Source organism: Pseudomonas mohnii, from assembly GCF_900105115.1.
GTDB lineage: Bacteria > Pseudomonadota > Gammaproteobacteria > Pseudomonadales > Pseudomonadaceae > Aquipseudomonas > Aquipseudomonas mohnii.
In genome coordinates this window covers 5,714,346-5,726,301 of sequence record NZ_FNRV01000001.1, presented here as the reverse complement: position 1 = coordinate 5,726,301, position 11,956 = coordinate 5,714,346, and the positions used below count along the sequence as shown (strand labels likewise).

Sequence of the window (11,956 nt, the reverse complement as noted above, 5' to 3'; positions counted from 1 at the left end):
AGGGAGTGACTCACATGGACGTTTCCAATCAATTGCAACCCTCAGAATGTGCCGGAATGGAGGACATCAGACGCGAGATCGATGCCCTCGACCGGGCCGTTATCAAGCTGTTGGGCAAGCGTTTCCAGTACGTGCTTGCGGCTTCGAAATTCAAGACCTCTGCGGCCTCGGTGCGTGCCCGGGAGCGATTCAATGCCATGCTCGCGACCCGCCGCGAATGGGCAGAGGCCGAAGGCCTGAGCCCGGATGCAATCGAAAAGTTGTATAGCGACTTGGTTAACCACTTCATTGCCGAAGAAATGAAACACTGGTCGGCGCAATTGCCCACTACGTAATCCCGGATGATCGGATATCCAGCCTGGCGCACCGGGCGTGTCTCAGTGGTGCACCAGGTTGTGTGAAAACGCGGGCTGCCTGATGGCGCCCGCTTCGTTGGCAACCGGGTACCTGCGGCGACGTTGGGTTTTTCGCGAGCAGGCTCGCTCCTACAGGGGTATTGACCTGGACGCGGCGTTGTCACTTCGACGCGTTGCGCGGATCGTCATGGTCATCCACATACTTGAGCCCCAGCGGCCCCGTTCCGTAGACTTGCGAGATGTATTCCCCTGATTTCGCCCAATGAAAGTGCGGCGTATTGGCCGGGAGTATCACCACACTCCCCGGACCATACGCCACCAGTTTGTCCGGATCAAAAACAGTGCCGAAGCCGATGTAGAACACACCGGACATGACGGTGTAGATACGATCTTCCGGATGAGTATGGGGCATTAACTTGATGCCGTTGGGCACTTTGACTCGCACTACATAAGGTGCAGGTTTACTGGGGTCGCCGGCGATAACAGCGAGTTTCACTTCACTCGGAAAAGCCGGAAAGTTGCGCCATTCCACGTCTTCATTATGCAAGGCACCGACTTTATCGAGTGGCAAGGGTTGTGCCTGGGCCAGGGGCATTGCCGCGCTTGCGACAAGCAGGGCGGCCAGACCCGCCGTTTTGATCATGCTTTGAATCATGGGAGGCACCTTAACTGCGCGGAAGACATCATCGTCAGGCGGACTCTATTTCTGATTGGCTTTACTGATAACGGCATGATCGCGAATTACAGTTGATACCCAATGTAATCAATATGCGCCGCATAGGCTTCGCCTCTTCATCACGCTCACCTACGATGTTCTGCTCGCCCTATCAATCCCGTCGATGTTCACAATCACCTCAATGAAGTTCTCATAAAAAAACCGCGGCGTAACATGGGCTCCATACCCAACAAACAACACCCCTGGAGCACACGATCATGAAACGCCAAACCATCCTCAGCATCGCTTTTTCGATCTTCGCCGTTAACGCTTTTGCCGCGACCTCCGTTCAGCCTGTTGTCGCTGAAGGTGGCTCGGATCGTCTGATTGAAAGCCGTGTGGCTGAAGGTGGCTCGGACCGCCTGATCGAAAACCGCGTCGCCGCCGATGGTTCGGATCGCCTGCAAGGCAACACCGTCGCCGCCGATGGCTCCGACCGCCTGCAAGGCAACACCGTCGCCGCTGATGGCTCCGACCGTCTGCAAGGCAACACCGTCGCCGCTGATGGCTCCGACCGTCTGCAAGGCAACACCGTCGCCGCTGATGGTTCTGACCGTCTGCAAGGCAACACCGTCGCCGCTGATGGCTCTGATCGCCTGCAAGGCAACACCGTCGCCGCTGATGGCTCCGACCGTCTGCAAGGCAACACCGTCGCCTGAACACATCGCCTCACCGCAATATCCGCAAAAAGCCCGGCCTGATCAGCCGGGCTTTTTCGTGTTCACGGCAATTCACCCCTCTAATGTCCTTACATGAACAATTGTTCATGCCGTTGTTCACAGCCCTGCATTAATGCATGTGTTAACTGGACTTGAATCGCAACGAATGATTTGTTCGCGATCTACTGACAATTTCATCACATTTCAACCGATAGCCTTGATGATTCAGCCGCTTCGCCGACGTCACGGTGAGCGCAACGTGCGAACCGTTCATGAAAAAATCGTTAGTCAGCTTTCTGAAAAGTGATCAGGGGGCGCTGTCACTTTTGCTGGGCGTGTCCGCGCTCTTGTTGCTTTTCGGGCTGGGCGCCAGAGAGCTTTGGGGCCCGGAAACCCGCTGGGCCAATATCGCCCTGCAAATGTTGCAAACTGGCGATTATTTCGACCCTTATCTCAAGGGCATGCCCTATTACGACAAGCCACTGCCCTCCTATTGGTTGATCACGGCCACGGCCCACTTGATGGGTGGCCTCGGGCACTGGTCCCTACGCCTGCCCTCGGTCTTGTCGGCGTGGCTGAGTGTCTGGCTGGTCTACCTGATCGGCGAACAGTTGTATCGCAAAGGCACGGGCCTGATCGCTGGCTGGTTTCTGGCAACGACGTTTTTTTTCGTGTTCTGGGCTCGGGTCGCCACGGCGGACATCCTCACGGTTTGCGGTGTCCTGGGTGCGGTCTGGTGGTATTGGCGCGGTCCCAACGACACGCGCCTGAGCCGCTATCTCGTATTTTTTCTGATACTGGCGCTGACCTCGCTGTTCAAGGGTTTGATCGGGTTCATTCTTCCCGGCCTGATACTGCTGCCGCACCTGCTGGGCGAAGGGCGCTGGAAAAACCATCTCAATCCACGTCTGTGCCTGGCGCTACTGGTAGCGGGCGCGTTCTACATGTTGCCGTTCCTGCTGTCGCACCGCTATGGCACGCCAACTTATGAACAGAGCGGGCTGGATCTGGTCTTTCGGGAAAACGTGGTCCGGTTCTTTCATCCTTTCGACCAATTTGGCCCGATCTACACCTATCTGCTTTATCTGCCGGTCTACACCCTGCCCTGGGCTCCCTGCTGGATACTCGGCCTGTGGGTGGCCGTGCGCAGCTGGAAGCACACCGAGCCCAACGTTCGCTGGCTGATCGGCGGCCTGGGGTTGCTGTTCCTGTTCTTCACCGCCAGTGGCAGCCGGCGCAGTTATTACGTATTGCCGCTGGTGCCGTTTGCCCAATTGCTGGCGGCCTGGTGGGTCACCCGGCGCATGGCCGAACGCGAGGCTGCCGGTAAAGTCAGCGGCCCCGGCTGGACCAAGGGCATTGCCGGCGCGGCTGTTTTTTTATGGTTGATTCTGGGCGTCGTCTACCCCTGGACCAACGGCGGAGACGGCGGTGTCATGCAGTTCACCAAGGATGTGCGTGCCGAAGCCAGCAAAACGGCGCCGTGGAACGAATGGCGCCTGGTGCTGGTAGACGTCGACAACAAGTTGCCCATGTACCTGCAAAACCACGGCTCACCGTTCTACTACGTACTGCCGGACTCGGACCTCCCAAAAACCGGTGGCAGCCCGGCGCTCATGGCGTGGCTGGAGAAGAAAAGTGGCGAGCGCTGGAATCCCGAACGGACGATCATTTTCGAACAGTACGAAGACATCAATCGGTTGCCCCTGGGTTATCTGACTGCTGATCATCAGTTGATCACCACCAGGCCCAACAACGGAGCCCGCCTGTTTCACGCCCATGAATCCGGCAGTGCCGCGTACATTCCCAAGGTGAGAACGGACGGCTGAGGCCCCTCTTTCCCGCGTGCATAACCTTCGCGGATTTTCGGGGTAGTCGGCCGACTGCCTCATCTCGCGCTCACCTGCTTACCGCGCAGGCAGTCGCCCCCTGGCTGCGCGCCGATCTCAGTGGCAGATATTTTTTGTTTGCTACTATTACTGAACGGCATCGAGGTCTGTGGCTTGCAAAGTCAGCTGTCACCTCCCTGGCATTGATCCACTCCTTTCCAATTGCCAGATCACAGGGAGCTGCGATGCGCCTTCCAATTCTTTATGCGTTGTCAGCGCTGCTGTTTTTGAGCGGCGCGCCCTGCATTGCGCAGACCGAAGAGACCGCCAACCCCACCGCCAACCCTGCCCCAGCCACGCCGGTCCCGGTGCCCGCGAAAGATGCCGTGTTTACCCAGGAGCAACTGGATCAGATGCTGGCGCCCATCGCGCTTTACCCGGACCCACTGCTGGCACAGGTGTTGATGGCTACTACCTACCCAGGGGAAGTCGCCGAAGCGGTCACCTGGTCGAAAGCCAGTCCGGACGCCAAGGGCGATGATGCGGTCAAGCAAGTGGCAAACCAGCCGTGGGACCCCAGTGTGCAGGCGCTGGTCGCCTTCCCCCAAGTCCTGGCGACGCTGGGACAGGACCCGGTGTGGGTTCAGCGCTTGGGTGATGCCTTCCTGGCACAACCAGACGATGTCATGGAGGGGGTGCAACGCTTGCGTCATCAGGCACAAGCCGCCGGCAACCTGCAGAGCAACCAGTATCAGAACGTGACCATCCAGAACGTAGCGGCACCCGCCCCCGCACCGGCACCCACGACCACAGCGTCCGCTCCGCCCCCTGCCAGCAGCAGCTCCACCATCATCATTCAGCCCGCTGATCCGCAGGTGGTGTACGTCCCCACCTATAACCCGACCACCACCTACGGCACCTGGCCTTATCCAGCGTCGCCGCCAGCCTACTATCCACCGCCACCGGCCTATTACCCCGGTCAGGCGCTGATCGCCGGGCTGGCGTTCGGGACCGGTGTGGCGATCATCGGCGCGTTGTGGGGGCAATGCGACTGGGGCAATAACGACGTCGACATCAACGTCAATCGCTACAACAACATCAATGGCAACAACCGAATCACCAATAACAGCTGGCAGCACAACCCCGTGCATCGCAATGGCGTGCCCTATCGAGACACCAGGAGCCGCGAACAGTACGGCCGCCAACTGGACGGTGCCAATCAGCGTGAGGCCTATCGGGGGGACAATGCCCAGCGTGCCCAGGCGCGTGACAGGGCCCGTAGTTCGATGGACAAACACGGCATCGAACGACCGGCCACCAGCAACCTCGAAGCCCGGGATCGGGCCCGCGAAGCCCAGGCGCGAGACTCGGGCAATCGGTTGCAAGCCGGGGCAGACCGGCCCAAGGCAGCCGACAGGTCCAGGGCCACCGATAGACCGCAAGCAGCTGACAGAAGCCAGGGCACGACCAGGAATACTCGGGAGAATCAGACGTCCAGGAAAGAGACGGCGCAGGTCAATCAACGCGCACAGGGCAATGCACAGGCACGCCAGACCACGCAAAACCGAACGGCCGCGAAGACCGCCAGCCAGGGCAGTGCCCGCGACAATGCCTTCGCCGGCGCGCGCTCGCCGTCCCAGGCCAACCTGCAAGCCAGTCGTGGCCGGGCCAGTGAGGCATCCGTTCAGCGTCCCAGCGCTTCGCGTTCAGCCGGTCAACAGATCAGTCGGCCGTCCACTCCACCCGCGCGTCAAAGGGGGGGCCGCCGTTGAATAACCATCCTCGATTTCCGGTTCTCAAGGGCCTGTTGGGTCATGTCCTGGCGATCACGGCCGGTTTGGCCTGGTCATGCCTGGTCATGGCGCAGCAGGCATTTCCAACCCCGGAAAAGGCCGCCCAGGCATTCGTCGAAGCACTGGGCACAAAACATGCCGACCAGAAACGCCTGAGCGAGTTACTGGGCAACGAATGGCGCACCTACATCCCGCGCGCAGGCGCGGAGCGCAAAGACGTGGATGCGTTTTTGAAGCAATACCGCAAGCAACACAGCATTGAAAAAACCAGCGACGGCAAGGCGATTCTGTCGGTGGGGCCTGATCACTGGACACTGCCCATTCCCCTGGTCAAAAGCGCGCAAGGTTGGCGCTTCGACATCAAGGCTGGCAACGCCGAGATCCGCGCTCGCCAAATTGGTCGCAACGAACTGGCCGCGGTGCAATCGGCGCTGGCTTATCACGACGCCCAGATGGACTACGCGTCGGTGGACCGTGACGGTGACGGCGCCCTTGAATATGCGCAGAAAATCTTCAGCACCCCGGGCCAGCACGACGGGCTCTATTGGGCGGACGACAGCAGTGGTCAGATCAGCCCGCTGGGTCCCGAATTCGGCAAGACAATTGCCGGCCAGGACTGGCATGGTTACCGCTTCCGCATCCTCGATGGCCAGGGTCCTTCGGCGCCCGGCGGTGCCTATAGCTACCTGATCGGCGACAAGATGAGCCGGGGCTTTGCACTGATCGCCTGGCCGGCGAAGTACGGCGAGAGCGGCGTGATGAGTTTCATGATCAGCCATGAAGGTCAGGTGTTCGAGAAAGACCTGGGACCGGAAGGTGAAAAGCTGGCGCAGTCGATGAAGCTGTTTGATCCGGATGACAGTTGGAAGTTGGTGCCTGCGGATGACGAGCAGCCGGATTGATTCAGGTGTCATGCGCGGCAGGTTGTTGACGAGCTCTCGTAGTTGGCGATAGCACGATGATGTGTGTGTGTGTGTACCCGGGGGCGCTTGATAAAACGAACCGGCGCCTGGCTAAAGCGCCGCCGTACAGTCATTGACTGCGTCGATAGTCACCATTGACTCAATGAAGTTCTCTTAAAAAATCCGCGGCGTAACATGGGCTCCATACCCAACAAACAACACCCCTGGAGCACACGATCATGAAACGCCAAACCATCCTCAGCATCGCTTTTTCGATCTTTGCAGTGAACGCTTTTGCCGCTACCTCTGCTCAACCTGTAGTCGCTGAAGGCGGCTCGGATCGTCTGATTGAAAGCCGTGTGGCTGAAGGTGGCTCGGACCGCCTGATCGAAAACCGCGTCGCCGCCGATGGTTCGGATCGCCTGCAAGGCAACACCGTCGCCGCTGATGGCTCCGACCGTCTGCAAGGCAACACCGTCGCCGCTGATGGTTCCGACCGTCTGCAAGGCAACACCGTCGCCGCTGATGGCTCCGACCGTCTGCAAGGCAACACTGTCGCCGCTGATGGCTCCGACCGTCTGCAAGGCAACACCGTCGCCGCTGATGGCTCCGACCGTCTGCAAGGCAACACTGTCGCCGCTGATGGCTCCGACCGTCTGCAAGGCAACACTGTCGCCGCTGATGGCTCCGACCGTCTGCAAGGCAACACTGTCGCCTGAACACATCGCCTCACCGCCATACCCGCAAAAAGCCCGGCCTGATCAGCCGGGCTTTTTCATGGGCACCCGTTTTGTGCTTGATCGATTATCCTGTGCCACCCCATTCCCCCTGCCCTGTATCTGTCGGAGACACTTGTGCCCCCCTTGACCGCCCGCGAGGTTTATCAGCAATTGCGTGACGTCGCCCAAGGCATTCGTACGTTAACGCGCCTGGACGAACAAGCCGTGGCCGGCCAGGTGCTGGTAGACATCGAGGGTTGGCGCCTGACGCTGGAGGTCGAGGCGCATCAGCTGCGCCACTGCCTGCAATGCCTCAGCGCGGACGGTCGTACGCTCGCCGGTTGGCAGCGTTACGGCACCGACCCGGTGAGTCTGCTCAGCACCTGGGAGCTGGCGCAGATTGAGCGGCGGCTGGCCGAGCCTCAGTCCGCTTGATTGCGTCGCGACCACTCGTCCGTTCGGCGCGCCTGTGCTACACAAGACCTCTGTATGAACTCCGCTCCCGATGAGGTTTGCTTATGCTCCACTTTTCACGCCTTTCACAGCTGCTGACGGGAGCCCTGCTTGGCGTTCTCGCCAGTGGCACCCAGGCCGCTGCTCCCACCCCGGCACCCGATGCGTTGCAACCGCTGCTGGCCACGATCAACGAACGCTTGAATCTTGCTGATCAGGTGGCACTGACCAAATGGGACAGTGGCAAGCCGATCCAGGATACCGCCCGGGAGACGCTGGTCATCGCCAATGCCCGCCGGCAGGCGATCGAACACAAAGTGGACCCAGAGGACGCGGCCGAGTTGATCGCCGCCCAGATCGAAGCCAACAAACTGGTGCAGTACGGCTTACTGGCGCAGTGGCAAGCGGCGAGCAAGGCGCCTGATGTGCCGCGGCCGGACCTCAATAAAATCAGGCCACAACTGGACGAATTGCAAAACCGACTGCTGCAGCAATACGCCGATTTCGCGCCTTATCGCGTGGACCCGGACTGCCCGGCCTGGTTGGCCGCCCAGCGTTCCAGCCTGATCAAGGATGCGCTGCATGGCCAGGCGCTGATACGCGCCACCGGGGAGCTTTGTATCGCTGAGCAATGAAGCCAGCGGTATCCAGCGGGTGGGCGATGGTGCCCTTGAGATGGCCATCGCCGGCAAGCCGATGCCTGCACAAAGTGCCTTGGTCCATTCATTGACTGCGTCGATAGTCACCATTGACTCAATGAAGTTCTCTTAAAAAATCCGCGGCGTAACATGGGCTCCATACCCAACAAACAACACCCTTGGAGCACACGATCATGAAACGCCAAACCATCCTCAGCATCGCTTTTTCGATCTTCGCCGTTAACGCTTTTGCCGCGACCTCCGTCCAGCCTGTTGTCGCTGAAGGTGGCTCGGATCGTCTGATTGAAAGCCGTGTGGCTGAAGGTGGCTCGGACCGCCTGATCGAAAACCGCGTCGCCGCCGATGGTTCGGATCGCCTGCAAGGCAACACCGTCGCTGCCGATGGCTCCGACCGCCTGCAAGGCAACACCGTCGCCGCCGATGGCTCCGACCGCCTGCAAGGCAACACCGTCGCTGCTGATGGCTCTGACCGCCTGCAAGGCAACACCGTCGCTGCTGATGGCTCTGACCGCCTGCAAGGCAACACCGTAGCCGCCGATGGCTCCGATCGTCTGCAAGGCAACACTGTCGCCGCTGATGGCTCCGACCGCCTGCAAGGCAACACTGTCGCCTGAACACATCGCCTCACCGCCATACCCGCAAAAAGCCCGGCCTGATCAGCCGGGCTTTTTCGTGGGCGATTTTTAAGCGAATCTATGGCTCTTCTCCCAGGAGCCTCGGTATGAGCAAGATTGAAACGCTGGCCAACATCCTGCTCGGCCCCTTGTTGCTCATGCAGGGTGCGCACACCCGTCGGGTCACGCCAAAGCTTCCGGAAGCCGAGGGCGAGCGCGAAGGTGTGGCGGGCTCCGGCAAAGACCTTCGTGTGCTGATTCTGGGTGATAGCGCCGCTGCCGGTGTCGGCGCATCGACTCAGACTGAAGCCCTGAGCGGTCAAGTGGTCAGCCGTCTGGCCAAGGATCATCAGGTGCTCTGGCAGCTCTGGGCGCGCTCCGGCCTGGACTCGCGGGCGCTGCTGGATCTGCTCGAACAGCACCCGCCGCAACCCTTCGATGTGGTGCTGCTGTCCATTGGCGTCAACGATGTCACCAGCACGTTGTCGGTCGATCAGTGGATCACCTTGCAACAGCAGTTGATCGATGTGCTGCGCGATAAATTCGCGGCGACGCAGATCGTCATGTCCCCGCTTCCACCCATGCACCTGTTTCCCGCATTGCCGCAGCCGCTGCGCTGGTACCTGGGCAATCGGGCGGCGCGTTTCAATACACGGCTCGCCGGGCTGGCGACTGGCAACGATCACTGTACGATGCTGACCACCCGCCTGGCGCCCGTGGCCGGTTCGATGGCACGGGATGGTTTTCATCCCGGCCCGGCGATCTACAGTGTGTGGGCGGACGATGCCGTCGAGGCCATTACCCGGCGCCGTCGAGAAACCGCATCAGGCAAGGTTTGAACAACAACAAAAAACAGGAATTGAAAATGTCTGAACTGAAACTGCAAGCCGACGCCGCCGCGTCCCTGGACCAGTGGCACGCGATGATCCGCAGCGGCGACTTGAGTGCCCTGCCCGGGTTACTCGACCCGAACGCGATCTTCCGCTCGCCGATGGCCCATACGCCATACCCGGGCGCACCGGTGGTCTCGATGATTCTCAACACGGTGTTCAACGTCTTTCAGGACTTTGCCTACCACCGCGAATTGGCCACCGCCGACGGCTTGAATGTGGTGCTGGAATTCAGCGCCAGGGTCGGCGAGAAACAGCTCAAAGGCATCGACCTGATCCGCTTCAACGAACAGGGAAAAATCGTCGAGTTCGAGGTCATGGTTCGTCCGCTCAGTGGCTTGCAGGCCCTGGGCGAGGAAATGGGACGGCGTTTGGGTGCTTACCTGGCCGCCAGTAAAGTCTGATCTTTTCAGCCATCAGTCACCGGTGGTGCCTGACCTTGCCGCCACCGTCTACATCTTTGATCGACCAAGGAAGTCCCAGATGCCTGTGAAACCCCTTCTGCTCTGCGCCGATGCGTGCCTGGCCCGGACTGCCGGGGCCCGGCGATGACGGCGATTATCCGGCCGCGTCCGTTGCTGACAGGCCTGGCCCTGTTGCTGCTGTTGGTGTTCTGGCTGTCCTTGGCCCTCGGGCCCGTCAGCCTGCCGCTGGGCGAAACCTGGCTGGCGGGTTTTAGGCTGCTCGGGCTGCCCCTGGACGGCGCCGATACCCAGCAGGCGCAGCTGATTCTCGGTCAAATCCGTCTGCCGCGCAGTTTGCTCGGCATCGCGGTCGGTTCGGTGCTGGCATTGTCCGGCGTGGCCATGCAGGGGCTGTTTCGCAACCCGCTGGCTGATCCGGGACTGGTCGGCGTGTCCGGCGGTGCGGCGCTGGGCGCGGCCCTCGCCATTGTCGGCGGCAGCCTGATCGGTGGACTGCCGCCAGCCATCGAACCTTATCTGCTGTCGGTCAGTGCGTTCGTCGGTGGCCTGATCGTCACGGCGGTGGTGTATCGCTTCGGGCGCCGCAATGGCCAGACCGACGTCGCGACCATGCTGTTGGCAGGCGTGGCCATGACGGCGATGGCCGGCGCCGGGGTCGGGCTGTTCACCTACCTGGCGGATGACGCCACGCTGCGCACCCTGACCTTCTGGAACCTGGGCAGCCTCAACGGTGCCAGTTATTCACGCTTGTGGCCGTTGCTGATCGTGGCCGTGGGCGTGGCGTTGTGGTTGCCCCGTCGCGCTGCGGCACTCAATGCAATGCTGCTGGGCGAATCGGAAGCGCGTCACCTGGGGTTCAACGTTGAGCGGGTCAAACTGGAACTGGTGTTGTGCACGGCGCTGGGCGTCGGTGCCGCCGTAGCCGCCGCGGGGTTGATCGGCTTTATCGGCCTGGTGGTTCCGCACCTGATGCGCCTGCTGGTCGGTCCGGATCATCGGGTGTTGTTGCCGGCGTCATTGCTCGCCGGTGCCAGCCTGTTGCTGCTGGCGGATCTGGTCGCCCGTTTGCTGTTGGCGCCGGCCGAATTGCCGATCGGCATCGTCACGGCACTCATCGGTGCGCCCTTCTTCCTTTACTTGCTGGTGCGGGGGCGTTCCTGATGTTGCGCGCAAACAACCTGGCAGTACGGCGCGGCAGTCGCACCGTGTTGGCGGGCATCGATGTTCAGTTGCATCCGGGCCAGGTCCTCGGCGTCCTGGGACCGAACGGCGCCGGGAAAAGCACCCTGCTCGCGGCCTTGTGCGATGAGCTGGCGGCCAGCGAGGGCACGGTCAGCCTTGACGGGCAAAAGCTGAGCGACTGGCCAGGTCAGGAGCGGGCCAGACGCCTGGCGGTGTTGCCCCAGAGTTCGAGCCTGAACTTCGCCTTTTCGGTCAATGAAGTCGTGGCCATGGGCCGTTTACCCCATGCCAGTGGCCGGGTGCGCGATGCACAAATCGTCGCCGAGGCGCTCAGTGCCGCCGACGCCTTGCACCTGGCCGGACGCAGTTATCTGGCCCTGTCCGGGGGTGAGCGCCAGCGCGTGCACCTGGCGCGGGTGCTCGCGCAATTGTGGCCGGGCGCCGAGGGGCAGACCCTGTTGCTCGATGAACCGACGTCAATGCTCGACCCGCTGCACCAGCACACCACCCTGCAAGCGGTGCGCGACTTCGCCGGGCGCGGCGCGGCGGTGCTGGTGATCCTGCACGACCTCAATCTTGCCGCGCGTTATTGCGATCACCTGCTGCTGTTGCATGCAGGTCGCCCCCACGCCTACGGCACCCCGGACGAAGTCCTGACCGCCGAAGCGCTGGAAACGGTCTATGGCTTGCAGGTACTGATTCATCGCCACCCGGAACGTGGCCATCCTTTGATTATCGCGCGCTGATCACCCATCCTCAG

General features: G+C 61.1%; 14 protein-coding genes. 13 read left to right on the top strand and 1 reads right to left on the bottom strand.

The features are described 5' to 3' along the window. Positions 1-14 precede the first annotated feature (14 nt). The gene (locus BLV61_RS26775) at positions 15-335 is read left to right on the top strand and encodes an isochorismate lyase (protein ID WP_090468524.1); all 321 of its coding nucleotides are present in this window, start codon (positions 15-17) and stop codon (positions 333-335) included. 181 nt (positions 336-516) lie between these two features. Here the strand turns inward: BLV61_RS26775 and BLV61_RS26770 are convergent, their stop codons facing one another. Then, positions 517-1,011, bottom strand: coding sequence for a cupin domain-containing protein (locus tag BLV61_RS26770; RefSeq protein ID WP_090468522.1), 495 nt, complete (start codon positions 1,009-1,011; stop codon positions 517-519). Between the two features lie 278 nt (positions 1,012-1,289). Between BLV61_RS26770 and BLV61_RS26765 the strand changes: the two genes are divergently transcribed. From BLV61_RS26765 to BLV61_RS26710, 12 genes are all read left to right on the top strand, one after another. Continuing rightward, positions 1,290-1,730 carry a hypothetical protein gene (locus BLV61_RS26765; protein ID WP_047527796.1) on the top strand — a complete coding sequence of 147 codons (441 nt, stop codon included), beginning with the start codon at positions 1,290-1,292 and terminating at the stop codon, positions 1,728-1,730. 272 nt (positions 1,731-2,002) lie between these two features. Continuing rightward, a complete protein-coding gene (locus tag BLV61_RS26760; protein ID WP_047527804.1) occupies positions 2,003-3,559 on the top strand; it encodes an ArnT family glycosyltransferase in 1,557 nt (518 codons plus the stop codon). A 245-nt stretch (positions 3,560-3,804) separates the two neighbouring features. Beyond that, positions 3,805-5,331: a DUF3300 domain-containing protein gene (locus tag BLV61_RS26755; protein WP_090468520.1), complete on the top strand. Its 1,527-nt coding sequence runs from the start codon at positions 3,805-3,807 to the stop codon at positions 5,329-5,331. 86 nt (positions 5,332-5,417) lie between these two features. Next, complete coding sequence (locus BLV61_RS26750) at positions 5,418-6,254, top strand: DUF2950 domain-containing protein (protein ID WP_090469991.1); 837 nt, start codon at positions 5,418-5,420, stop codon at positions 6,252-6,254. A gap of 239 nt (positions 6,255-6,493) precedes the next feature. Continuing rightward, positions 6,494-6,973, top strand: coding sequence for a hypothetical protein (locus BLV61_RS26745; protein ID WP_090468519.1), 480 nt, complete (start codon positions 6,494-6,496; stop codon positions 6,971-6,973). A gap of 135 nt (positions 6,974-7,108) precedes the next feature. Next, positions 7,109-7,408: a DUF7693 family protein gene (locus BLV61_RS26740; protein ID WP_090468517.1), complete on the top strand. Its 300-nt coding sequence runs from the start codon at positions 7,109-7,111 to the stop codon at positions 7,406-7,408. A gap of 83 nt (positions 7,409-7,491) precedes the next feature. Further along, on the top strand, positions 7,492-8,061 hold the full coding sequence (locus BLV61_RS26735; protein WP_090468515.1) for a chorismate mutase: 570 nt from the start codon (positions 7,492-7,494) through the stop codon (positions 8,059-8,061). Between the two features lie 197 nt (positions 8,062-8,258). Beyond that, the gene (locus BLV61_RS26730) at positions 8,259-8,699 is read left to right on the top strand and encodes a hypothetical protein (RefSeq protein WP_047527796.1); all 441 of its coding nucleotides are present in this window, start codon (positions 8,259-8,261) and stop codon (positions 8,697-8,699) included. A 107-nt stretch (positions 8,700-8,806) separates the two neighbouring features. Next, entirely contained in the window at positions 8,807-9,538 is a 732-nt protein-coding gene (locus BLV61_RS26725; RefSeq protein WP_090468513.1) for an SGNH/GDSL hydrolase family protein, read from the top strand. 26 nt (positions 9,539-9,564) lie between these two features. Then, complete coding sequence (locus BLV61_RS26720; protein ID WP_090469988.1) at positions 9,565-9,993, top strand: nuclear transport factor 2 family protein; 429 nt, start codon at positions 9,565-9,567, stop codon at positions 9,991-9,993. Between the two features lie 198 nt (positions 9,994-10,191). Continuing rightward, positions 10,192-11,175 (top strand): FecCD family ABC transporter permease, encoded by a 984-nt coding sequence (locus BLV61_RS26715; protein ID WP_177329347.1) that lies wholly within the window; start codon positions 10,192-10,194, stop codon positions 11,173-11,175. After that, positions 11,175-11,942, top strand: a complete 768-nt coding sequence (locus BLV61_RS26710) for a heme ABC transporter ATP-binding protein (protein ID WP_090468510.1) — start codon at positions 11,175-11,177, stop codon at positions 11,940-11,942. Before BLV61_RS26715 ends, BLV61_RS26710 begins: the two co-directional genes overlap by 1 nt. The last annotated feature ends 14 nt before the right edge of the window (positions 11,943-11,956 follow it).